At 71.3% G+C, this 23021-nt stretch carries 18 protein-coding genes and 1 pseudogene; 14 read left to right on the forward strand and 5 right to left on the reverse strand.

Annotated features, from left to right (window positions below; genetic code table 11):
• Positions 1-15 precede the first annotated feature (15 nt).
• Complete coding sequence (locus tag OG798_RS27190; protein WP_075031436.1) at positions 16-681, reverse strand: bifunctional DNA primase/polymerase; 666 nt, start codon at positions 679-681, stop codon at positions 16-18.
• Positions 682-1162: 481 nt separating this feature from the next.
• Here OG798_RS27190 and OG798_RS27195 point away from each other — a divergent pair, with 481 nt between their 5' ends.
• The 4 genes from OG798_RS27195 to OG798_RS27210 all read left to right on the forward strand — a co-directional run bounded on the left by OG798_RS27195 (position 1163) and on the right by OG798_RS27210 (position 7390).
• Entirely contained in the window at positions 1163-2686 is a 1524-nt protein-coding gene (locus OG798_RS27195) for a PP2C family protein-serine/threonine phosphatase (RefSeq protein WP_121415640.1), read from the forward strand.
• Positions 2687-2908: 222 nt separating this feature from the next.
• A complete protein-coding gene (locus OG798_RS27200; RefSeq protein ID WP_373561051.1) occupies positions 2909-4411 on the forward strand; it encodes an aminopeptidase P family protein in 1503 nt (500 codons plus the stop codon).
• A 137-nt stretch (positions 4412-4548) separates the two neighbouring features.
• Complete coding sequence (pdxR, locus tag OG798_RS27205; RefSeq protein WP_121415639.1) at positions 4549-6009, forward strand: MocR-like pyridoxine biosynthesis transcription factor PdxR; 1461 nt, start codon at positions 4549-4551, stop codon at positions 6007-6009.
• Positions 6010-6055: 46 nt separating this feature from the next.
• On the forward strand, positions 6056-7390 hold the full coding sequence (locus OG798_RS27210) for an MFS transporter (RefSeq protein ID WP_121415638.1): 1335 nt from the start codon (positions 6056-6058) through the stop codon (positions 7388-7390).
• On the opposite strand, the gene OG798_RS27215 is transcribed toward OG798_RS27210, so the two are convergent.
• From OG798_RS27215 to OG798_RS27225, 3 genes and pseudogenes are all read right to left on the reverse strand, one after another.
• Positions 7362-8204, reverse strand: coding sequence for a triphosphoribosyl-dephospho-CoA synthase (locus OG798_RS27215; protein WP_328757832.1), 843 nt, complete (start codon positions 8202-8204; stop codon positions 7362-7364). The two genes, OG798_RS27210 and OG798_RS27215, sit on opposite strands and share 29 nt — an antisense overlap.
• Before the next feature lie 9 nt (positions 8205-8213).
• Positions 8214-9185 (reverse strand): intradiol ring-cleavage dioxygenase, encoded by a 972-nt coding sequence (locus OG798_RS27220; RefSeq protein WP_328757834.1) that lies wholly within the window; start codon positions 9183-9185, stop codon positions 8214-8216.
• Positions 9186-9332: 147 nt separating this feature from the next.
• Positions 9333-10500: pseudogene (locus OG798_RS27225) on the reverse strand (sensor domain-containing protein).
• A gap of 338 nt (positions 10501-10838) precedes the next feature.
• Here OG798_RS27225 and OG798_RS27230 point away from each other — a divergent pair.
• Positions 10839-12149 (forward strand): sensor histidine kinase, encoded by a 1311-nt coding sequence (locus OG798_RS27230; protein WP_328757836.1) that lies wholly within the window; start codon positions 10839-10841, stop codon positions 12147-12149.
• Here the strand turns inward: OG798_RS27230 and OG798_RS27235 are convergent.
• Complete coding sequence (locus tag OG798_RS27235; protein WP_054236932.1) at positions 12112-12567, reverse strand: ATP-binding protein; 456 nt, start codon at positions 12565-12567, stop codon at positions 12112-12114. The genes OG798_RS27230 and OG798_RS27235 overlap by 38 nt on opposite strands.
• A 234-nt stretch (positions 12568-12801) precedes the next feature.
• Here OG798_RS27235 and OG798_RS27240 point away from each other — a divergent pair, with 234 nt between their 5' ends.
• From OG798_RS27240 to OG798_RS27280, 9 genes are all read left to right on the forward strand, one after another.
• Positions 12802-13623, forward strand: coding sequence for a hypothetical protein (locus tag OG798_RS27240; RefSeq protein WP_328757839.1), 822 nt, complete (start codon positions 12802-12804; stop codon positions 13621-13623).
• Between the two features lie 185 nt (positions 13624-13808).
• Positions 13809-14546 (forward strand): YcnI family copper-binding membrane protein, encoded by a 738-nt coding sequence (locus OG798_RS27245; RefSeq protein WP_097225393.1) that lies wholly within the window; start codon positions 13809-13811, stop codon positions 14544-14546.
• Positions 14547-14652: 106 nt separating this feature from the next.
• Positions 14653-15306, forward strand: coding sequence for an SCO family protein (locus OG798_RS27250; protein WP_095853738.1), 654 nt, complete (start codon positions 14653-14655; stop codon positions 15304-15306).
• The gene (locus OG798_RS27255) at positions 15303-15800 is read left to right on the forward strand and encodes a copper chaperone PCu(A)C (RefSeq protein ID WP_443053850.1); all 498 of its coding nucleotides are present in this window, start codon (positions 15303-15305) and stop codon (positions 15798-15800) included. Before OG798_RS27250 ends, OG798_RS27255 begins: the two co-directional genes overlap by 4 nt.
• A gap of 13 nt (positions 15801-15813) precedes the next feature.
• Complete coding sequence (locus OG798_RS27260; RefSeq protein ID WP_443053851.1) at positions 15814-17910, forward strand: copper resistance CopC/CopD family protein; 2097 nt, start codon at positions 15814-15816, stop codon at positions 17908-17910.
• Positions 17911-17918: 8 nt separating this feature from the next.
• Positions 17919-19217 (forward strand): iron uptake transporter deferrochelatase/peroxidase subunit, encoded by a 1299-nt coding sequence (gene efeB, locus OG798_RS27265; RefSeq protein WP_328757841.1) that lies wholly within the window; start codon positions 17919-17921, stop codon positions 19215-19217.
• 34 nt (positions 19218-19251) lie between these two features.
• Positions 19252-20187 carry a prephenate dehydratase gene (pheA, locus tag OG798_RS27270; protein WP_267062308.1) on the forward strand — a complete coding sequence of 312 codons (936 nt, stop codon included), beginning with the start codon at positions 19252-19254 and terminating at the stop codon, positions 20185-20187.
• A 638-nt stretch (positions 20188-20825) separates the two neighbouring features.
• Complete coding sequence (serS, locus tag OG798_RS27275) at positions 20826-22103, forward strand: serine--tRNA ligase (protein ID WP_095853735.1); 1278 nt, start codon at positions 20826-20828, stop codon at positions 22101-22103.
• Positions 22100-22960: an HAD family hydrolase gene (locus OG798_RS27280; RefSeq protein WP_328757845.1), complete on the forward strand. Its 861-nt coding sequence runs from the start codon at positions 22100-22102 to the stop codon at positions 22958-22960. Before serS ends, OG798_RS27280 begins: the two co-directional genes overlap by 4 nt.
• The last annotated feature ends 61 nt before the right edge of the window (positions 22961-23021 follow it).

The following is a 23021-nucleotide window of genomic DNA, read 5'->3' on the forward strand; positions in this document are numbered from 1 at the left end:
CGCGCGCCGGGCACCCTACAACTCGGGCGCGCTCACACCCGTACGAGTGAGCGCCTCCACCACCGCGTCCACCACGGCCTCCACATCGGGCACCCAGGGCGCGGCCGAGCCGGGCAGTGGTGCGCGCTCCCAGCGGATCTGGCCCTGGCCGGTCTCGGACGGGGGCAGCGCGATGTAGCCGCCCTCGCCATGGAAGCGCAGGGACCCCGGCACGAAGTCCTTGGCGTAGAGGAGCTCGCCGAGCTGCTCCATGGAGTAGGGCGCGACGAGGATCGCCCAGCGCGTGGGCGCCGCGACGACCGGGCCGAGGCGCATGCCCGTACGGTCGAGCGCGTCGAGTGCGCGGGCCGCCGCGAGGGCGGGCAGGCTCACCGCGCAGGGGGCCCTGCCTCCGGTGGCCAGCACGATGGGTGCGGACGGCCGGTTGGTCCACCACCAGCGCACCATGCGCTCGTCGGTGGTGGCCGCGAGGAGGCCGGGGTCGAAGGGGTGAGCACCGGGCACCGTGCACTCCGGGTCCGGGCACCCGCAGCGGGCACGCCCCTGCGGGTCCGGTGCCACACCCGGGAGCACGGGCCACTGCCAATCGGTCGCGAAGGTCAGGGCCGCGCTGAGCATCTCAGGCCTCCCGTTGTTTCGCCTGGACAGGAGCCTGCGTCGCCTTCCGAGGATCTCGCGCATGAGCGCTCGTTCCTTTCCGTTGCACGCCTGGCAACACCGTGGATCACATCACGTCATGTGTCGATCACTTCACTGTGCGTACCTGCTGGCGCATCACACCCTTGCGCACGGCAAGGGGAACCCATCTGGGCCGAGCATTGGCTGCGTCCGCGTCCATACTGCGTCTGTCTAAAGCATGGGCATGGCGTGGGGTGGCGGCGCCTGGCGTTTTGCCGTCCCGCTGTTTCTTGCCGCCTCCGCCACGGGAGGATGGGGCACGGTCGTCGGTGGTTAAGACGCCCGGGTCCGTCGCCAGGTTCCGGGCGGATCCCAACCACCCCTGGCCTTCACCGAGTACGTACCCATCACGACCGCTGTGACGCTCCGTGGAACGAGGCCAGTCGACCTCAATAACCCGTTACCCGAGTTAGTTTTAAGCCAACTTTGCTTTCCCGCAAGGGTTACCGAGGGTCTCATGGACACCAGGAATCCCAGCAGGACAATGCTGGACATCCCCTCACGAGTGCGTGTACATGTGGAGACACTGCTAGCGGCGCAGAACGACATGGGGGTTTGCGATGCTATCGAGCAATACGCACCGGTCGGAAAGCCGGACGCCATGAACGCCCCTCACGTTCCGAAAGTGGCCGGAATCGATTCAACGGTTCCCGCGCCCGCACACACTGTCGCGCCGACGACCTCCGTCACGGGTTCCGCAACGGGCTCCTCTTCGGCCACCTCGTCCACCGGTCCCGGAGCCGTTCTCCAAGATCGGCTCGCCGGCTGGGTGTCCGACCTCACCACCCTCCACGAACTCACCGAGCGCCTGGTGCGCACCGCGACACTGAACGACGCGCTGCAGGAGCTGCTGCACGCCGGAGCCGCCCTCGTGGGTGCCCGGCGCGGTCTTGTCGTCATGGAACCGGGCGACGGACTCGGCCCGGACACCACCATCGGCCTGGGCCTCGCCCGCGCCGACCTCGGCCACATCGAGACCGTCCCGCGCAGCGCCATGTCGTACGGCAGGATCCTGGACGGACTGCCCGGCGGCGAGGGCGAGATCTCCCAGCCCGACCTCCTCTCCGAGGACGGGCTCGACCCCCGCCACCGCGAGGTGGCCGCCCGGCTCGGCTACGCCGCGAGCTACGCGCTTCCCCTGTCCACCAAGGCGGCGGGCCGGCTGGGCGCCGCCGTATGGCTCTACGACGAACCCGCCGAACCGGTGGAGCGCCAGCGCCACCTCGTCGGCCTCTACGCCCGCTACGCGACCGAACACCTGGCACGGCTGCTGGAGCTGGACCGCACACGCGCGTGCATGAAGACGATCTCCCAGGAGCTGCTTCCGCCGCGGCTGCCCCGGGTCTCCGGAGTCCAGCTCGCCGCCCGGCACCGCACGGGCCCGCGCGGCGGCGGCGACTGGTACGACGCGCTGCCGCTGCCCGACGCCGCACTCGGCCTGGCGGTCGGCTCCGTCACCGGGGCCGGGCCCAGCGCCGTCGCCGCCATGGGCCGGCTGAGGGCCTCCCTGCGGGCGTACGCCGTGATGGAGGGCGAGGACCCCGTCGCCGTCCTGTCCGACCTCGAACTGCTGCTGCGCCTGACCGAGCCCGCCCGCTCCGCGACCGCCCTCTTCGCGTACTGCGAGCCCGCCCTGCGCAAGATCACGCTCGCCGGTGCCGGACACAGCCCGCCGCTGGTGATCGGCGCGCGGCGCACCGAGTTCGTGGAGACCTCGCTGTCCGCGCCCCTGGGCATGCTCGCCTGCTGGGAGGCGCCCAGTGTCGAACTGACGGCCGAGCCGGGCGAGACCGTGCTGCTCTACACCGACGGCCTGCTGCACCGCACCGGCGACCCCATGGACCGCGCCTTCGCCCGGCTGCACGCGGCGGCCGCCAGCGTCCCCAGGACGCTGCGTGAGGATCCCGGCGCGCTCGCCGACCATGTTCTGCGGTCCGTGCTGCCGAACGGGCTGGACGAGGCGGACAGCGCGGAGGACGTCGTACTCCTGGCGGCGCGCTTCGAGTGAGGTCCGCGCTTCGGGTGCGGTCCGCACTTCGAGTGAGGTCCAGGCTTCGGGTGAGGTCCAGGCTTCGAGTGCTGCCCTGGGGCCGCCGCGCTGAGCTCGGCGCGTAACAGGACTTCCGACCCTGGGCCCGCTTCTGTACGACCGTACGATGATGGTGTCCCCCTGCTCGAGCACAGCGGAGAGCTGGGGGGAAGGTCCAGAGTCGTATCTAGGAGGCAGACCGTGTCGGAGGCGCTCAACCCGGAGACCCCGGAAGCCGTGCTCGACGATGCCGCTGACGAAGCGGGCGAAGAAGAGCCGATCAAGCAGCGCAAGAACGGCCTGTACCCGGGCGTGTCCGACGAGCTCGCCGAGAACATGAAGTCCGGATGGGCCGACACCGAGCTGCGCGGCCTCACGCCGATCGCGCAGGCCGAGTACACCGCCACCCGCCGCGCCGCGCTCTCCGCACGTTTCCCGGGCGAGCGCCTGGTGATCCCGGCGGGCAACCTGAAGACCCGGTCGAACGACACGGAGTACCCCTTCCGCGCCTCGGTCGAGTACGCGTACCTCACCGGCAACCTGACCGAGGACGGCGTCCTGGTCCTGGAGCCCACCGTCTCCCCGAACGGGAGCGGCGGCCACAAGGCGACGATCTACCTGCTCCCGCGCTCCGACCGCGAGAACGGCGAGTTCTGGCTGTCCGGGCAGGGCGAGCTGTGGGTCGGCCGCCGCCACTCCCTCACCGAGGCCGAACAGCTGTACGGCATCCCCGCCTCCGACGTGCGGGAGCTGGCCGGCAAGCTGCGTGAGGCCACCGGCCCGGTCCGGGTCGTGCGTGGCTACGACGCCGGCATCGAGGCGGCCCTGACCGACAAGGTCACCGCCGAGCGCGACGAGGAGCTGCGGGTCTTCCTCTCCGAGGCGCGACTGATCAAGGACGACTTCGAGGCCGGCGAGCTGCAGAAGGCCGTCGACTCGACGGTGCGCGGCTTCGAGGACGTCGTGAAGGTCCTGGACAAGGCCGAGGCGACCAGCGAGCGCTACATCGAGGGCACCTTCTTCCTGCGCGCCCGGGTCGAGGGAAACGACATCGGCTACGGCTCGATCTGCGCCGCCGGCCCGCACGCCTGCACGCTGCACTGGGTGCGCAACGACGGGCCCGTGCGCTCCGGAGACCTGCTGCTGCTCGACGCGGGCGTGGAGACGCACACGCTCTACACCGCCGACGTCACGCGCACGCTGCCGATCAACGGCCGCTACAGCGAGATCCAGAAGAAGATCTACGACGCCGTGTACGAGGCCCAGGAGGCCGGTATCGCTGCCGTGCAGCCCGGTGCCAAGTACCGCGACTTCCACGACGCCGCGCAGCGCGTGCTGGCCGAGAGGCTCGTCGAGTGGGGTCTGGTCGAGGGCCCGGTCGAGCGCGTCCTGGAGCTGGGTCTGCAGCGCCGCTGGACCCTGCACGGCACCGGCCACATGCTCGGCATGGACGTCCACGACTGCGCCGCCGCGCGGACCGAGACGTACGTGGACAGCACGCTGGAGCCGGGCATGTGCCTGACCGTCGAGCCGGGCCTGTACTTCCAGGCGGACGACCTGACCGTGCCCGAGGAGTACCGGGGCATCGGCGTGCGCATCGAGGACGACATCCTGGTGACCGAGGACGGCAACCGGAACCTGTCGGCGGGGCTGCCGCGCCGCTCCGACGAGGTCGAGGCGTGGATGGCGGCTCTGAAGGGCTGACGTAGGGCTGATGTAGGGCTCATATAGGGCTGATGGCCGGGTACGAGACGTGCCCGGCCATTCGTCTGCGGGTAGGTCGTGACTGGTCGCGCAGTTCCCCGCGCCCCGTTGGGCGCGGGAACTCACAGGGGGGATTAGTGGGCGACGACTTCTGGTCCGGCGTCGGGGTGGATCTGCATCTGGAGCCGGACGTGGCCGCGGGACGCAGGACCGGGCTCGAACGGGCTCTGCGGGACGCGGTACGCGACGGACGGCTCGCTCCGGGCACACGGCTGCCCCCGACCCGGCGCCTCGCGGCCGAACTCGGCATCTCGCGCGGAACGGCCAAAGGGGCCTACGACCAACTGGTCGCCGAGGGGTATCTGACGGCCCGGCAGGGATCGGGCACCGAGGTCGCGGTGCTTCCCGCGGACGCCGTGTCGGAGGCCGTCGGGGCTCCCCGCGCGCGTGCGCCCCGTTTCGATCTGCGCCCGGGCAGCCCGGACGTCGGTACGTTCCCGGCGGCGGCGTGGCTGCGGGCGCTGCGCCGCGCGATCGCGACGGCGCCCTCCCTGGCGTACGACTACGGGGACCCGCGCGGCCGGATCGAACTGCGGACGGCGCTCTCGGGCTACCTGGGACGGGCCCGGGGCGTGATCGCGCCGCCCGAGCGGATCGTGATCACCTCGGGATACGTGCAGGGGCTCGCCCTTCTCACGCGCGTGCTGGACGGCGGGGTGGTCGCGATGGAGGACCCCGGGCTGCCGTTCCACCGGGACGTGGTGCGGCGGGGCGGAGGCGCGGTGGTGCCGCTGAAGGTGGACGAACGAGGCGCCCGTGCGGAGGAGTTGGCTTCCTCGGCGGCAGACGCGGTCGTCGTCACGCCCGCCCATCAGTACCCGACCGGGGTCACCCTGCACCCTGAGCGGCGGCGGGCGCTCACCGACTGGGCACGCGCACGCGGCGGACTGATCGTCGAGGACGACTACGACGGTGAGTTCCGCTACGACCGGCAACCCGTCGGCGCACTCCAGGGCGTGGCACCGGGGCAGGTCGCCTACCTGGGTACGGCGTCCAAGACGCTCGGACCCGCCCTGCGGCTCGGCTGGATGGTGCTGCCGCCGCACCTGGTCGACGCGGTGGCCGACGTGAAGCTGCACAGCGACCATCACACCGAGTCCATCGGCCAGTTGGCGCTGGCCGAGATGATCACCAGCCACGCGTACGACCGTCATGTGCGCGCCTGCCGGCTGCGGTACCGGCGACGCCGGGACCAGCTGCTCGACCGGCTGGGGGCGCGCGGGAGCGTACGCGGTATCGCGGCCGGGCTGCACGCACTGGTGGACGTGGCCGACGAGGCGGAGGTGCTGGCGCGGGCGGAGGAGGAGGGGCTCGCGGTCGGGCATCTCGGCGAGCACTGGCACGAGCGCGGTGAGGGGCGGCCTCAGGGCTTGGTCGTGGGCTACGGGACTCCCCGGGAGCGGGTCTATCCGGAAGCGCTGGAGACGTTGGGGCGGGTGCTGGACGGGAGCCAGGGGGTGTCGGGCGGGAGCCAGAGGGTGTCGGGCGCGAGCCAGGGAGTGCCGGACGCGAGCCAATTGGGTCGCAAAAAGGCGTGAGGATTGGGCCTGTTGACGGGTCCACCGGGCCCGTAGCGTCGAAGCCATGACGAATCCGGCAGCATCCGCGCAGTCGAGCCGCCTCGTCCCGCCCGCGGGACCGCAACGCGTCCTGGCCCTCGCCCAGCTGACCAACTCCGTGGGGGACGGCGCCTATTACGTGACCTCCGCGCTGTACTTCACGCATGTCGTGGGGCTGGCCCCCGCACGCGTGGGGCTCGGGCTGACCGTCGCCTGGGCGATCGGCTCCCTTGTGGGCGTACCGCTGGGGCGGCTCGCCGACCGGCGCGGGCCCCGTGGCACGGCGGTACTGCTGGCCGTCGCGACCGGAGCGGCGGTGGCGTCCTTCCTGGTGGTCCGCGGCTTCCTGCCCTTCGTCCTCGCGGCCTGCGCGTACGCCTCCGCACAGTCGGGGCTCGGGGCGGCCCGGCAGGCGCTGCTCGCCGGGCTGATACCGGCCGGGGAGCGGACCGGGCTGCTCGCCCATCTTCAGTCGACCCTCAACGCCGGTCTTGCGGTGGGGGCGGGCCTCGGCGGGCTCGCACTGCACGCCGGAACACGCGACGCGTATCTCGGAGTGTTCGCGCTGGACGCGGTGAGCTTCCTGCTCTGCGCGGGTGTGCTGCTGCGGTTGCCGTCCGTGCCGCGCGTGACCGTACGGCGCGGTCACGGGGCCGGTGTCCTGCGCGACCGCCCGTACGTGCTCGTCACATTCCTCAACACCGTGCTCCTGCTCCGGATGCCGCTGCTCAGTCTGGGCATCCCGCTGTGGATCACCGAGCGCACCCAGGCGCCCGCCTGGCTGGTCTCCGCGCTGTTCGTCCTCAACACCGGTGCGGTGATGGTCTTTCAGGTGCGGATGGCGCGCGGTGTCACGGGCCTCGCCTCGGCCACGCGCGCGATACGCCGTTCCGGGCTCGTGATGCTGGTGTCCTGCGCGGTCTTCGCGCTGTCGGCCGGTGCCTCGCCGTGGGTCGCGGCCGGGGTCCTGGTGGCGGGCGCGGTGCTCCAGGTGGTCGCCGAGATGCAGCAGTCGGCGGGTTCCTGGCAGGTGGGCTTCGACCTCGCCCCGGCCGACCGCATGGGCGAGTACCAGGGCTTCTTCGGCACGGGCGTCACGGTGGCGCGTACCGCAGGCCCGCTGGTCCTGACCGCGCTGCTGGTGGGCTGGGGCACGCCAGGGTGGCTGCTGCTGGGGGGACTGATGCTGGGGGCGTCGTACGGGATGGGACCGGCGGTGCGATGGGCCGCCACGCACGAGGTGACAGCCCACCGCCGGGACCAGGACCGGGACGGGAATCGGACCCAAGCCCCGGACCGGGACCGGGACGGGAATCAGACGCAGGACCGGGTCAAGCAGCAACCCGTACCGGCGAACTGACCACCACCGGAAGCGAGTCCACGAACAGGGCGCCCGCGAGCAGTCCCCCCGTGCCACGGGGGCTCCACGCGCGCGTGTGGAGGTCGTCGTCGAAGGCGGCCAGAGCCGCGCGGCCGGCCTCCGTCGCCGTACCGCCCGCCTCCAGCACGCCCCGGGCACCCGCCTGGACGTGCCGGAGCCCGTGCGGGCCCGCCGTGTACAGCAACTCGGTGTCCTGGAGCGTGGACATGACGGTGAGGAGGGCGTCGAGCCGGGCGTACGGCTCGGACGCGCCGGCGGAGCGGGAGGCGGCGAGCGCGTCCAACGCCCGTCGTACGTGCGGGAATCCGGCGCGTGCCTCGCCCCGCGCCCCGGCCGCGCCGTACTTCGCGGACATGGACGACCCCCGGGAGGGCCGCCGCGGCGCCCGCCGGTCGGGGTGCGTCGCGATCCGCTTGGCGGTGGCGGCGACCTCGGAACCCTTGGCCCCCGGCTCCAGGGCCGCCGCCGCGACCAGGAAGCCCAGGACCCACAGCGCCCCGCGGTGGCCACCGCCCGCCAGCGTCACCGAGTGTTCGGTGGACCGGCCGATCGCGCCCAGTTCCGTACGGAGTTCGGGCGTGGGCCGGCCGATGCGGCGGGCGGCGGCCGCCATGGCCGCGAGGCCGGGCGTCAGCGCCTTGGCCGACCAGCGCAGGGAACACAGGTCCTGGCGGGTGGCCCGGGCGCCGAGATCGCGCGAATCGGGCAGGCCGGGCTTGGGGGTGAGCTCCAGTTGCCCTGTCAGCGCGGCCACGGCGGCCCGCGCCAGCGTCTCGTCCTCGCGGCTGCTCACGCGCGAACGCTATGAGGACGCCGAGGCGGACGGACTGGCACTGTCACTCGGGGCGTCGCTCGGGGCACCGCTCGGCGGCGTACCGGTCGGCGGCGTACCGGTCGGCGCGCCGCTCGGGGGCGTACCACCGCCACCGCTGCCCGCGCCGGTGCTCTCGGCGTCGGGGTCGATGCCCAGGATGATGGACCCCTTGAAGCCCTTGGACGGGTCCTTCTTGTGGACCGGCTTCAGGGTGAGCAGCCCGCTGGAGGCGCCGCCGCCGTCGTACACCATGTCGTCGGCGAGCTTGGTGTAGCTGCCGGTGTGCTTGGAGTACGGCTCCAGGGCCTGGACCTCGGCGGCGACGTCGTCGTCGAAGAAGAACTGGCCGGTGAAGTTGACCTTGCCGCCCTCGTAGGTGCCGTCCGCCTTCTCGCCGCCGGTGTGCACCCTGACGTGGATGTGCGTGGTGCGGGGCGTGTACCAGCCGGGGAAGATCGTCTCGAACTTGACGACCCCGTTGGCGTTGGCGACCTGGTAGCCGCGCAGGTAGGTCTGGTCGTTCGCCGTCGAGCCGTCCTCGCTCTCGGCGGGCGCGGAACCGCCGGGGCTGGCGGTGGTGTAGCCGGAGTAGTAGCCCCAGGCGTCGCAGTGCCAGATCTCCACGGCCGCACCCGCGACCGGGCCGCAGGAGTCGGTGGTGTCCTGCACGGTGATGCGCAGCGTCAGCGGGACGCCGCCCTTGCCCTCGGTGATGTCCTTGCGCACCAGAGCGCCGTCCAGGTAGTACGGCCCCTCCGTGACGCTGGACATCAGCACGCACTGGCCGCTGCTGATGGAGGTCGCCGAGGCGGTCGCCTCGGCGTCGGTGGCGGTGGTCGTCTCGTCGGCGAACGCCGATTGGTAGCCGGCGACCGCGAGCCCGCCCGCGGCGACCGTGCCGCCCGTCACCGCGAGCGCACGGCGCCGGGTGACCGAAGTGTCTTTGTGGCTTCTCGTCATGATCGGAAAGCTAGGAAGGGCAACCGTCAGGGGCATGGGGTGGGGCTGTGAGGAGGGTAAGAATTCTGAGAAAGCTGAAGTCGACGGAAAATCGCCCTCTCCAGGGAGCACGAAAACGCCAAAGGTGTCGCCGAAACGCCGAGGGCGTCACCACGCGTACGGCAGGTCCACCTCGATCAGCGTCGGCCCCCCGGCAGGGCTGGTCAGACGCACGGCCCCGTCGAGCGCGGCGACCCGCCGTCGCATACCGATCAGTCCCGAACCGGCCGCTTCGTCGGCGCCGCCGCGGCCCTCGTCGCGGACGACCACGCGCAGCCCCGTCGGCATACGGGCGAGCCGGACCTCCGCCCGCTCCGAGGCGCTGTGCTTGCCCGCGTTCGTCAGCGCCTCGGCCAGCACGAAGTACGCGGCCGCCTCGATCGTCGCGGGGGCCCGGGCCCCGCTCTGCGCCCCGTCCTCCAGACCGTCCACGTCCATGGTCACGTCGAGTCCGCTGCTCGCCGCGAACGCCCGCGCCGCCCCGACGAGTCCACGGTCGGTGAGGATCGGCGGGTGGATGCCACGGACGACGTGACGCAGTTCCGTGAGCGCCTCTTCGACCTGGTCCTGGGCGTCGTCGAGGAGTTTGCGGGCGGCGTCCGGGTCACGTTCGTACGCCCGTTTGGCGATGCCGATCCGCACGGAGAGCGACACCAGCCGCGCCTGCGTACCCTCCTGCAGGTCCCGCTCGATGCGGCGCAGTTCGGCCTCGTGCGCGGCGACCGCGCCCGCCCGGGTCTCGGTCAGTTCCTCGACCCGCTCCACGAGCAGGGCCTTGGGTGAGGGCTTGAGCAGGGCGGTGGACCAGGCGGCGTCGAGGTCCGCGAGACGGCTGATCAGCGGCAGGACCAGCGGTGAACGGCCCAGTAGACCCTGTCGTACGCCGTCGACGAGCAGGCCGGCCGGCCACAGCGGCAGCGCGAGGACGCTCAGGAAGCCGTAGGCGTAGTGGGCGACCATCCAGCGCAGGTCGTTGAAGGTGCCCGGGTCACGGACCGCCGTGCGCAGCCGCCGGCGGAGCGGACCCTCGACGCGCTGGTACGCCTCGGGGAGGGATCTCCCGGCCCGTCCACTCGGCGACCTGGCGCCGCTTGGCGCCGGCGAAGCGGCGCACCAGGAGCACCGTCTCGGGCAGCAGTCCGGCACCGACCACCACGAGGGTGGCGACGGCCGTGAGCAGCAGCACCGTGATGAAGATGATCGAGCCGAACGCCAGTACGGCGGCCCGTCCCCCTTGGACCGTGGCTCGCGCCGCCTGCCGCACTGTCGTTCCCATGCCGTCCAGGCTAGGCACGCCTGGTGCGGCTGCGCGGGAGAGCAGGCTCCAGATAGATGGTGTAGCCCGCCACACCACAGGTTCGGGAGAGCACTCACTCGTGGCGGCGAGCTTCCGACGGGATCGTTGAATCCGGAAGCTCACGCCTCTACAGACTCCCCGCCGAAGGAAAAGGTCCATGAAGCTCACCCAGCAGTCCGCGATCGCCCCGGCGCCCCCGGCGCACGCCGACCCGGCCGCACGGGAACCGGCCCGCGTCTGACCGTCCCCGCGCGCCGGAGGGCCGCCCGTGCCGAACACGGGCGGCCCTCGCCCCGTACCCCCGACAGGAACCGGTGATGATCGCCAACTGGCAGCGACACGTACGAAGCAGTCCCCGCGCCCAGGACACGACAACGGCCCTGCTGCTGTTCGCCGTCTCCTTTCCCGGCAGCCTGTACGTCGCCACCGGCTCCCCCGACCCGGCCGCCCCGTGGTGGACCGCCGCGCTCCTGTCCTGTGTCTCCTGCGCCGCCCTGCTCTTCCACCGCGACCACCCGCGCAGCGCACTGGCCCTGACCACCGCCGCCGCCGTGACCTCGGCCGCGCAGGGCCGGCTGCTCACCGTGCTGTCGCTGGGGCCGCTCATGGTGGCGCTCTACTCGTTCGCCCTCCGCACCGAGCACAACGCCCTGCGCAGGAGCTACGCCTTCGGTGTCGCCGCGCTCCTGATGGCCACGGAGCTCATCGCCGGGCCCGCCGACCGCCCGTTGGACCTCAAGACGGTCGGCCCCGCCGCCTGGGTGCTGATGCCGACGGCTCTGGGCAGCGCGGTCCGGCTCCGGCGCGCCTACCTGGACGCCGTCCGGGCCCGCGCCGAGCACGCCGAGCGCACCCGCGAGGAGGAGGCCCGGCGCCGGGTCGCCGAGGAGCGGCTGCGCATCGCCCGCGAGTTGCACGACGTCACCGCCCAGCACCTCGCCCTGGCCAACGCCCAGGCCGGCACCCTCGCCCACCTTCTGCGCGGCCAGCCCGACCAGGTCCACAAGATCCTCGCCGACCTCGCCACCACCACCTCCGCGGCGCTGCGCGAACTCAAGGACACCGTCGGCCTGCTGCGGCACGAGGGCACCGAGGACACCGCAGACACCACCGAGGACACCGAGGGCGCATCCTCGCCGACCGCTCCCGGACTCGCCCGCCTGGCCGACCTGACCGCCTCCTTCCGGTCCGCCGGTCTCGACGTCACCGTCAGCACCGAGGGGGAACCCCGGCAGCTCACCCCGGCGGCGGATCTCACCGCGTTCCGGATCGTGCAGGAAGCGCTCACCAACGTCACCAAACACGCGACCACCAAGACCGCCCGGGTCCGGCTCGCCTACGCCCACGACCGGTTGACCCTCACGGTCGCCGACGACGGAGGCACCATCGGGTCCGCCCCGCCCACACCGCCGGTCCCGGGCGGCGGCTTCGGTCTCGTCGGCATGCGCGAACGCGCCCAGTCCGTGGGCGGCCGCCTTCGGGCCGGGCCCCGGCCCGGAGGCGGCTTCGAGGTCAGGGCCGAACTCCCGCTGGGCGAGACCGCCTTGACGATCCGCGAGACCGCCTCGGCGATCCGTTCCCGCCCGGGCGCTAAACCGCCATCAGCGGCGCGTCCTTCTTCCACTTGAGGATCTTGTCGAAGCTGACCACCGCGCCACCCCGCCCCGGCTCGTTGCCGATCTGGACGTGATCGGCGAGTTCCCGGATCAGGCAGAGTCCCCGGCCGTGCTCCGCGTCGCCGCGGACCGGGCGGAGCGCGGGACGCGCACGGCCCGGGGCGAAGCCCGGGCCGGAGTCGGAGACCTCGATGCGGCACTTCTCGCCGTCGAGGTAGGCGGTGACCCGATAGGCCTCGGACGCGGTACCGGGAGCGGCGTCGCCACCGTGCTCCACGGCGTTGGCACAAGCCTCGGTGAGAGCCACGGAGAGGTCGTACGAGACGTCCGGATCGACACCCGCCGTCTCCATCGTGCCGAGCAGCAGACGTCTGGCGAGCGGAACGCTCGCAGCTTCACGCCGCAAATGGAGTGACCACCAGATGCTCATGCTCCAGCCTCCCGGCCGCGGCTCGACATACCGTTACGTATTGCCGCAAGCACCTGTGCGCAATCGCCTGCATGACGTGATGCCGCCCATACGGCGGATGCGCACGCGACAACGATCGGTGTATGTGCGGGTGGTTCAGCCCAGATCGTGATCTTCCGGACCAGGTCTCGCGGACCGTCATCTTGCGGACCTGCCGTAGGGAGCGGGTGGGTCGAGTGCGATGATGAGCCCGCCATGACTGCCCCCCACCAGCGCAGGGCGCGCTCCGGACACGAGCTCCGGATTCTGCGGGCCGCGGTGTTCGCCGCGGTCTGTGTCGTGCTGGCCGCGGCCGGTCATGGGCTCGCCTCCTGCGCCACCGTCCCGCTGTGGACGCTCGGCGCCGGATTCCTCGCGGTCTTCGCCGTCGCCGCCGCGCTGGCGGGACGGGAGCGTTCGCTGCCGGGCATCGCCGCGCTGCTCGCGGGCGGTCAGACCGCCCTGCACACGCTCTTCGGGGTCGCCGGGACCGCCACGGCGGGCTCGGGTTCCATGTCGATGGCCGACACCTCACTCGTGGAACGTGCCGCACGCCTCGTGTGCGGCACGACCGCGGCGGCGATCAGCCCGGCTCAGGCCATGAAGATCCTCGCCGCCGCACGGCTCGACACGGGCACGACCCCGTCCATGTCCATGGCCATGCCCCACTCCTCGGACTCGATGTCGGCCGCCACGGGGTCCTCGATGTCCGTGTGGCCTTCCCTGCCGATGCTGCTCGGCCACGTCCTCGCGGCCGTCGCCGCCGGCTGGGTGCTGCGCCGTGGTGATCTGGCGCTGCTGCGGCTGATGCGGCTGTCCGCTCACGGAGTCGCGGAAGGGGCGCTCGTACGGTCCCTGCGCGGGGCGCTCGCGCTCGTGCGCGCCCTGCGGGCCGGACTGCCGGGTACGCCCGACGCGACACCGCGCGCCCGGCGCACCGCACTTCTGAGGCCGCCCGAGCCCCGTACCGCCGAGCTCCAGCACAGCGTCGTCCGCCGCGGACCGCCCCACTCCAGCGCTCTCGTCCTCGCCGCCTGACACGACGCGCCACTCCGCCGGACCGATCCGAACGATCCGTCCGGACCGATCCGAAGGATCCGAAGGGGATGCCGTCGTGCGGCACGCGCGCGTGCACGCGAAAACACCCCCAGGGGCCCGTCGCACCTGTCGCACGCGCACCCCCCTTCTCTTCTCATCGGACTGAAAGTGGAGTGCTCTCTTCCATGAAGGCTTCCCGTATCGCCGCCGCCGTTGCCGTCGCCGCCTCGGCCGTCCTTGCCGTCTCCGCCCCCGCCTTCGCGCACGTCAGCGTGCAGCCGGAGGGCGAGGCCGCCAAGGGCGGTTACGCCGTCGTCGACTTCAAGGTCCCCAACGAGCGCGACAACGCCTCGACCAACAAGGTCGAGGTGAACTTCCCGACCGACCACCCGCTCGCCTCCGTCATGCCTCAGCCCCTCGACGGCTGGTCCGTGAAGGTCACCAAGACCAAGCTGGCCAAGCCGCTCACGATGCACGGCGAGAAGATCTCCGAGGCCGTCAGCAAGGTCACCTGGACCGCCACCGGCAAGGGCATCGAGCCGGGCTTCTTCCAGAAGTTCCCGCTCTCCGTCGGCGCGCTCCCCGAGGACACCGACGAGCTCGTTTTCAAGGCGATCCAGTCGTACGACAACAAGGAGGTCGTGCGCTGGATCGAGCCGCAGCAGGAGGGCCAGGAGGAGCCCGAGAACCCGGCTCCGGTGCTCACGCTCTCCGAAGCGTCCGCGGACGGCCACCACGGGTCCTCCGGTACCGCCAAGGATGCCTCCGACACCTCGACGACGGCCCCCGCCTCGTCCACCTCCGCCTCCTCCGCGGACAGCAGTGACACCACCGCGCGCGTCCTCGGTGTCGTCGGCATCGTCGTCGGCGCGGCGGGCGTGGCGTACGGCGTTCTGGCCGGCCGTCGGCGCACCGAGGCCTGAGGCCCACCGCACCCCTCCTTTGTGCACCGGCAGGTCGTACGCCCTCGTCAAAGAGGTCGTACGACCCCGGTGCACACCGGAGCCCTCACATCTGGGACATTTTTCTATGCGCAAGAAGACGTATGCCGCGGCCGCCCTGTTCGCCGCCGCCGCACTGACCCTTTCCGCCTGCGGCAGCGGCGACGACAGCAACAAGCCGGTCGCCGACGTGTCCGCCGAGGCCGGCACGGGCAAGGCCGCCACGGTCCTCGACAAGGCGTTCGAGAAGCCCGACCTCGTCCTCACCGACACGAACGGCAAGAAGTACGACTTCCGGGCCGAGACCAAGGGCGTTCCGACGCTGATCTACTTCGGCTACACCCACTGCCCCGACGTCTGCCCGACGACGATGAGCAACCTCGCCGTCGCCAAGAAGCAGCTGCCCAAGGCCGAACAGGACAAGTTCAAGGTCGTGTTCGTCACCACCGACCCGGCCCGCGACACCCCCGCCGCGCTCGGCAAGTGGCTCAAGGGGATCGACCCCACCTTCGTCGGCCTCACCGGCGACTTCCCCACCATCCAGGCGGGCGCCCGCACCCTGGGCATCTCCATCGAGCCGACGGCGAAGGACAAGAACGGCAAGCTCGTCTCGGTGCACGGCACCCAGGTCATCGCGTTCTCGCCGAAGACCGACGGGGGCTATGTGATCTACGGCGAGGACGCCACCGTCGACGACTACACCAAGGACCTCCCCAAGCTCATCAAGGGAGAGAATCCGTGAGCCGACCCGGAGCCCCTTCGAGGCGCCTCGCGGGATGCGTGGCGCTGACGGCCACGGCGCTGGCGCTGGCGCTGGCGCTGGCGGGCTGCGGCTCCGACGACTCCCCCTCGAACAACGCGGGCAAGCCCGAACTGAAGATCACCGGCGCCTACATGCCCGCCCCCGTCATGGACACCATGGCGGCGGGCTTCTTCACCGTCACCAACTCCGGCGGCGCCGACACCCTGACCTCCGTCACCAGCGACCTCGCCCCCGACGTCACGCTGCACTCCACCAAGGGCGGCGCGATGGAGGAGCAGAAGTCGTTCGCCGTGCCCGCCGACGGGTCACTCGACTTCGCGAGCGGCGGCAACCACCTCATGTTCGAAAAGCTGACCCACAAGCCTCTGGAGGGCGAGAAGGTGTCGGTGACGCTGCACTTCGCCAAGGCGGGCACGGTGAAGGTCTCCATGCCGGTGAAGTCCGCGACGTACAACCCCAAGACCGGGCACTGAGGGAGGGATCACCGTGACACAGACCATCGCTCCCCGTGCGGCTGCCACCACCACTGGAGGGGTCGCTTTTCGGGTACGGGTACTGCTGTTGCTGCTCCTCGCCGTGATCGGCGCGGTCCTGGCCGGCGCGGCGCCCGCCTCCGCGCACGCCGCGCTGACCGGCAGCGACCCCCAGCAGGGAGCGGTGGTCAGCCGGGCACCCACCCAGGTCTCGCTGACGTTCTCCGAGAAGGTCGCGATGTCCGACGGCTCGGTGCGCGTGCTCGACCCCAAGGGCAAGCGCGTCGACACCGGCAAGACGACCGACCTGGGCGGCACCACCTACGGAGTGAAGCTCCACTCGGGGCTGCCCGATGGCACGTTCACCGTCACCTACCAGGTGGTGTCCGCGGACAGCCATCCCGTCTCGGGCGCCTTCACCTTCTCCGTCGGCGCGCCCTCGCAGACCTCCGTCGCGCTCTCCGACCCTGCCGTGGGCGGCGGAGTCGTCGGCGCGCTCTATGGGATCGGGCGGTATGTCTCGTACGCCGGATTCATCCTTCTGGTGGGTGGCGCGGCCTTCGTACTGGCCTGCTGGCAGCGCGGCGCCGGGGTCCGTCCGGTGCAACGGCTCGTGGTCTCCGGGTGGCTCGCGCTGACCGGCGCCACCCTCGCGCTGCTGCTCCTGCGCGGTTCCTACGTCGGCTCCGGCAAGGTCGGCGACATCTTCGACCTGACGCTGCTCGGGCAGGTGCTGCAGACCAAGTCGGGCGCGGCACTGGTCTCGCGGCTGCTGCTGCTCGCCGCGGGCGCGCTGTTCATCGCGGTGCTCTTCGGGGCGTACGCGCGGCGGGACGAGGCCGACGCGTCCGGCAAGGACGACGGGTCCGACAAGGGCGGTGTCGATGTCGATGCCGAGAAGAGGGACCTCACCTTCGGGCTCGCGATCGGCGGCGCCGTCGTCGCGGCGGGCCTGGCGGCGAGCTGGGCGATGGCCGAGCACGCCTCCACCGGTATCCAGGCGGGCCTCGCGATGCCCGTCGACGTGCTGCACCTGCTGGCGGTCGCCGTCTGGCTGGGCGGCCTGTCGACGCTGCTCGTGGCGCTGTTCCGGGCGCCCGCCGAGACACAGATCGACGCGGTGGCCGTACGGCGCTTCTCGCGCCTCGCGTTCGGCAGCGTGACCGTGCTGGCCGCGACCGGGATCTACCAGTCCTGGCGCCAGGTCGGCTCGTGGTCGGCGCTGACCGGAACGTGGTACGGACAGTTGCTGCTCATCAAGATCGGCCTGGTGGCGGTCCTCGTCGGCATCGCGTGGATCTCGCGGCGCTGGACGGCGCAGTTGTCCGAGGCGCCGCGGACGAAGGCCATGGCGACGGCCGGGGCCAAAGCCGGGAGGACAGCCGGGGCGACGGCTCTCGCCGAACTGCGGACGAAGCAGCCGACGAAGGTGCCCGCGAATTCCAGGGACTCCAGCTCCGAGGGCTCGGATTCCACGGACTCGGATTCCAGGGACGCGAACTCCGGGGGCTCGAACTCCGCGGGCTCGAACTCCGGAAACTCCCGGCGCGCCGCTCAACTCGCCCGGCAGCAGGCCGCCGTGGCCACCGCGCGTCAAAAGCGCCTCCGCGACGCCGACCCGGCCCGGGCGGGCCTGCGCCGCTCGGTGCTCGCCGAGGCCGGCGTCGCCGTCGTCCTGCTGGCCGTGACGACCGTGCTGACGTCCACCGAGCCGGGGCGCACGGAGGAGGCGGCCCAGCAGGCCACCTCGTCCTCCTCGCAGCGGTCCGGGCCGCTCTCCCTGAAGCTCCCGTTCGACACGGGCGGCCAGGACGGCAAGGGCACCGCGGAGGTCACCCTCGACCCGGCCCGCGTCGGCGGCAACGAGATGCACGTCTTCGTGGAACGACCGAACGGCAAGGCCTTCGACGTCCTCGAGGTGAAGGTCGCCTTCACCCTGGCGGCCAAGAAGATCGGCCCGCTGCCCGTGACCCCCGACCGCATCGCCACCGGCCACTGGTCGGCGATCGGGGTGCAGATCCCCATGGCGGGCGACTGGGAGATCGCGGTGACCGTGCGCACCTCCGACATCGACCAGACGACCGTCACCAAGAACGCGAAGATCGGCTGAACCTCACCATGGCTGACCAGCCCACTCCGGAAGCCACCACGGAAAAGACCCCTCCAGGAGAGGCCGTTTCCCAGAAGCCCTCTTCTGGCGGGGTCTTTTCCCGGCGCCGGCTCCTCGGCACCGCCGGTGCCACCGGACTCGCCCTGGGCGCGGCCGGAGGTGCCGCCGGGTACGCGGCAGCGCCCGCCGCCGACAAGGCCGCGCCCCTGACCTCGCTCGGCGCGGACACGGTGATGTTTCACGGGAAACATCAGCCCGGCATCACCACCGCTCTCCAGGCCCGTGGCCACCTCGTCGCCTTCGACCTGGCCGCGGGCGCGGGCCGCAAGGAGGCCGCCGCACTGCTGCGCCGCTGGTCGACGACGGCCCAGCGGCTGATGGCGGGCGAGGCTGCCGCGCAGGACGACACGGACGTCGCCCGTGACGCCGGACCGTCGTCCCTGACGGTCACCTTCGGTTTCGGAAACAGCTTCTTCGCCCGGACTGGTCTGGAAAAGCAACGCCCGGTCGCCCTCGACCCACTGCCCGACTTCTCCTCCGACCACCTCGACAAGGCCCGCAGCAACGGCGACCTGTGGGTGCAGATCGGCGCCGACGACGCCCTGGTCGCCTTCCATGCCCTGCGCACGCTCCAGAAGGACGCGGGCAGCGCGGCCCGGGTGCGCTGGCAGATGAACGGCTTCAACCGCTCGCCCGGCGCCACGGCCCAGCCGATGACGGCCCGCAACCTGATGGGCCAGATGGACGGCACCCGTAATCCGAAGCCGTCCGAGTCCGACTTCGACCGGCGTATCTTCGTGCCGGCCGCCGGCGACCCGGCCTGGATGGCGAACGGCTCCTACGCAGTCGTACGCCGCATCCGGATGCTCCTGGACGACTGGGAGAAGCTGTCGGTCAAGGCCCAGGAGGACGTCGTAGGGCGGAAGAAATCCACCGGGGCGCCGCTGACCGGTGGCGCGGAGACGACCGCGATGAACCTCGACAAGACCGACGCCGACGGCAACCTGGTCGTCCCCCTCAACGCGCACGCCCGGATCACCCGGCCCGACCAGAACGGCGGCGCCGCGATGCTGCGCCGCCCGTTCTCCTTCCACGACGGCTTCGACACGGACGGGGTGCCCGACGCGGGCCTGCTCTTCGTCTGCTGGCAGGCGGATCCGCTGCGTGGCTTCGTCCCGGTGCAGCGCAAGCTCGACCGCGGCGACGCCCTGTCGACCTTCATCCGCCACGAGGCGAGCGGGCTGTTCGCGGTGCCGGGTGGGGCGGCGGAGGGGGAGTACGTCGGGCAGCGGCTGCTGGAAGGGTGATCCGTGCGGGTGGCGGCCCATTAGGGTGACGGGTATGTCGGCGACGCGCTACACCTATCTCGGCCCCGAGGGAACGTTCACCGAGGCCGCCCTCCGTACGCTCCCGGAAGCCGCGACACGGGAGCTGGTACCCATGGTGTCCGTGCCGGCCGCGCTCGACGCCGTGCGCGCGAGCGAGGCCGCGGGCTCCCTCGTCCCGATCGAGAACTCGGTCGAGGGCGGTGTCACCGCCACCCTCGACGAGCTCGCCAAGGGCGAACCGCTGATGATCTACCGCGAGGTCGTCCTGCCGATCGCCTTCGCCCTGCTGGTCAGGCCCGGCACGGCCCTGAAGGACATCAAGACGGTCACCGGCCACCCGGTCGCCCAGCCGCAGGTACGCAACTGGCTCGGCGCCCACCTGCCGAACACCGTGTGGGAGTCGGCGGCCTCGAACGCGGACGGTGCCCGGCTGGTCCAGGAGGGCCGGTACGACGCGGCCTTCGCGGGCGAGTTCGCGGCGGCGACCTACGGGCTCGAGCCGCTGGTCACCGAGATCCACGACGCGGCGAACGCCGAGACCCGCTTCGTACTGGTCGGCCGTCCGGCCCGGCCCGCGGCCCCGACCGGCGCCGACAAGACGTCCGTGGTCATCTGGCTCGGCGACGACCACCCGGGTGCGCTGCTCGAACTGCTCCAGGAGTTCGCCGTGCGCGGCGTCAACCTGATGCGGATCGAATCACGGCCGACCGGCCAGGGCATCGGCAACTACTGCTTCTCCGTGGACGCCGAGGGCCACATCACCGACCGCCGTGTGGGCGAGGCGCTGATGGGCCTCAAGCGCATCAGCCCCCAGGTGCGCTTCCTCGGGTCCTATCCGCGGGCCGGGGTCGCCCTGGAGGACGTACGGCCGCTGCGGCCCGGAACATCCGACAGTGCGTTCTCGGCGGCGTCGGACTGGCTGGCGCGCTGCCAGGACGGACGGTTCTAGAGCGGATCAGGCCCCTTCGGGTTCCCGCGTCGGCGGCTCGTCGGCGCGGGCTTTTCCACTGCTCTTCTCCACATTCCACCAGTCCTACCTGCCGATTTTCGTCATCCACAGACGTTATCCACAGGTGTGCTTCTCGACCTGGGGACAAGTCGACAACGAAGCACTACATCGTCGACAAATCGGCCTACAGGGCCCAAGTTCGTCCACAGCCCCGCACGTCACCCCTCGTCCACTCTTTTCCCTTGATCAATCCTTTGGAGCGAAGCATTTCCACTCGAACGTGGGTGTACGGATGGTTTGACCCGGGAATCCTTCGCCCCACATGCGGCTTTCGGAACGATCACCTCCGAAGTCCACAGATCTTCCGCACAGCCTGTGGATAACTCTGCGGGGGCGTGAATCCCTGTGGACAACCCCTCCTCAAGTACCGCTCTCCACAAGGGAATCCAGTCAACCCCCTGATTACCGTCTGCCCCGTTTCAGGGAGTACCGTCCCTTTTATTGACGCGGATCGGCACTCATGGGTGATCATTGGCGATCAAGGAATATCGATACGGCATTTCACTCATAACGTCACAGAAGTGACGGAGCGGAATATCGAGTCGATGGCCGGAAGCGCGCACCGGTAGCCTTGAGGGGTGATTGACCTTCGCCTGCTCCGTGAGGACCCCGACCGTGTTCGCGCCTCCCAGCGCGCCCGTGGAGAGGACGTCGCCCTCGTCGACTCCCTCCTCTCCGCCGACGAGCGGCGCAGGTCGTCCGGCGTCCGCTTCGACGAGCTCCGATCCGAGCAGAAGGCGCTCGGAAAGCTGATCCCCAAGGCATCCGGCGACGAGAAGGCCGAGCTGCTGAAGAAGGCCGGGGAGCTCGCCGCCGCCGTCAAGACCGCCGACGCCGAACAGCACGAGGCGGACGAGGAGACCAAGCGTCTGCTCCTCCAGCTCGGCAACCTGGTCCACCCGGACGTCCCGGTCGGCGGCGAGGAGGACTTCGTCGTCCTGGAGACGCACGGCACGATCCGCGACTTCGGTGCCGAGGGCTTCGAGCCCAAGGACCACCTGGAGCTCGGCGAGGCGCTCGGCGCCATCGACGTCGAGCGGGGCGCCAAGGTCTCCGGCTCGCGCTTCTACTACCTGACGGGTGTCGGCGCGCTCCTGGAGCTCGCCCTCGTCAACGCGGCGATCGCGCAGGCCACCGAGGCCGGCTTCATCCCGATGCTGACCCCGGCCCTGGTCCGCCCGCGCGCCATGGAGGGCACCGGCTTCCTCGGCCAGGCCGCGGAGAACGTGTACCACCTGGAGAAGGACGACTACTACCTGGTCGGCACCTCCGAGGTCCCGCTCGCGGCGTACCACATGGACGAGATCCTCGACGCCGACCAGCTCCCGATGCGCTACGCCGGCTTCTCGCCGTGCTTCCGCCGCGAGGCCGGCACCTACGGCAAGGACACCCGCGGCATCTTCCGTGTGCACCAGTTCGACAAGGTCGAGATGTTCTCGTACGTCGACCCCGCGGACGCGGAGAACGAGCACAAGCGGCTCCTGGACTGGGAGAAGCAGTGGCTGACCGGCCTCGAGCTGCCCTTCCAGGTCATCGACGTGGCCTCGGGCGACCTCGGTTCCTCCGCGTCCCGCAAGTTCGACTGCGAGGCGTGGATCCCGACCCAGGGCAAGTACCGCGAGCTGACCTCGGCCTCGAACTGTGACGGCTTCCAGGCCCGCCGCCTGTCCGTGCGCATGCGCGACGGCAAGAAGGTCCAGCCGCTCGCCACGCTGAACGGCACGCTGTGCGCCGTCCCGCGCACGATCGTGGCGATCCTGGAGAACCACCAGCTGGCCGACGGCTCCGTGCGGGTGCCCGAGGTGCTGCGTCCTTACCTGGGCGGCCGTGAGGTTCTGGAGCCGATCTCCAAGTGACCGCCGCCGCCGGGTCGACCGGATCCACCGGTCCGACCGGTTCCACGGGTCCGACCGGATCGTTCCCCTACAAGCTCGTCGCGACCGATCTCGACGGCACGCTGCTGCGTTCCGACGAGACGGTCTCGGAGCGCACGCGTGAGGCACTCGCCGCGGTGACCGCGGCGGGCGCCGCGCACATCGTCGTCACCGGGCGCGCGGTGCCCTGGACCCGGCACATCCTCGACGACCTCGGCTACGAGGGCCTCGCGGTGTGCGGCCAGGGCGCACAGGTGTACGACGCGGGGGAGCACCGGCTGCTCACCTCGGTGACGCTGGACCGGCAGCTGGCCGGGCTCGCGCTCGCCAAGATCGAGGCGGAGGTCGGCCCGCTGCTGCTGGCCGCGAGCCGCGACGGGCTCGACGGCGAGGTGCTGGTCGGCCCCGGCTACCGCAGGCAGGACGGCTCGCTCCCGGTCGTCCCGATCAGGGACGCGACGGACCTCTGGTCGGCCCCTCTGAACAAGGTGTACGTGCAGCACCCCACGCTCTCCGACGACGAACTGGCCGCGGTGGCCGCCAAGGTCGCGGGCGGCCTGGTCGGCGTCACCATGGCGGGCGCGGGGATAGTGGAACTCCTTCCCCTCGGCCTCTCCAAGGCCACGGGGCTGTCCCTCGCCGCCCGTCGGCTCGGTGTGAAGGCCGCGGACACGATCGCCTTCGGTGACATGCCCAACGACATCCCGATGTTCGCCTGGGCGGCCCACGGCGCGGCGATGGCGAACGCCCACGACGAGCTCAAGGCTGTCGCGGACGAGGTGACGTCCTCGAACGAGGAGGACGGCATCGCGGTGGTGCTGGAGCGGTTGCTGGGATAGCGGGTGAGGGCACAGCCTGCGGGCGCCGGATGCCCCGTCAGGCCCCGACCCTGCCGAGTCC

Origin of the sequence: Streptomyces sp. NBC_00271, from assembly GCF_036178845.1 — a bacterium.
Taxonomy (GTDB): domain Bacteria; phylum Actinomycetota; class Actinomycetes; order Streptomycetales; family Streptomycetaceae; genus Streptomyces.

Bases quoted from the DNA above. Each gene is read 5' to 3' on its own strand.
- OG798_RS27190 (WP_075031436.1), bottom strand. From the start codon at position 681: ATGCGCGAGATCCTCGGAAGGCGACGCAGGCTCCTGTCCAGGCGAAAC.
- OG798_RS27195 (WP_121415640.1), top strand. From the start codon at position 1,163: ATGCTGGACATCCCCTCACGAGTGCGTGTACATGTGGAGACACTGCTA.
- OG798_RS27210 (WP_121415638.1), top strand. From the start codon at position 6,056: ATGACGAATCCGGCAGCATCCGCGCAGTCGAGCCGCCTCGTCCCGCCC.
- OG798_RS27220 (WP_328757834.1), bottom strand. From the start codon at position 9,185: ATGACGAGAAGCCACAAAGACACTTCGGTCACCCGGCGCCGTGCGCTC.
- OG798_RS27230 (WP_328757836.1), top strand. From the start codon at position 10,839: ATGATCGCCAACTGGCAGCGACACGTACGAAGCAGTCCCCGCGCCCAG.
- OG798_RS27235 (WP_054236932.1), bottom strand. From the start codon at position 12,567: ATGAGCATCTGGTGGTCACTCCATTTGCGGCGTGAAGCTGCGAGCGTT.
- OG798_RS27240 (WP_328757839.1), top strand. From the start codon at position 12,802: ATGACTGCCCCCCACCAGCGCAGGGCGCGCTCCGGACACGAGCTCCGG.
- OG798_RS27245 (WP_097225393.1), top strand. From the start codon at position 13,809: ATGAAGGCTTCCCGTATCGCCGCCGCCGTTGCCGTCGCCGCCTCGGCC.
- OG798_RS27250 (WP_095853738.1), top strand. From the start codon at position 14,653: ATGCGCAAGAAGACGTATGCCGCGGCCGCCCTGTTCGCCGCCGCCGCA.
- efeB (WP_328757841.1), top strand. From the start codon at position 17,919: ATGGCTGACCAGCCCACTCCGGAAGCCACCACGGAAAAGACCCCTCCA.
- pheA (WP_267062308.1), top strand. From the start codon at position 19,252: ATGTCGGCGACGCGCTACACCTATCTCGGCCCCGAGGGAACGTTCACC.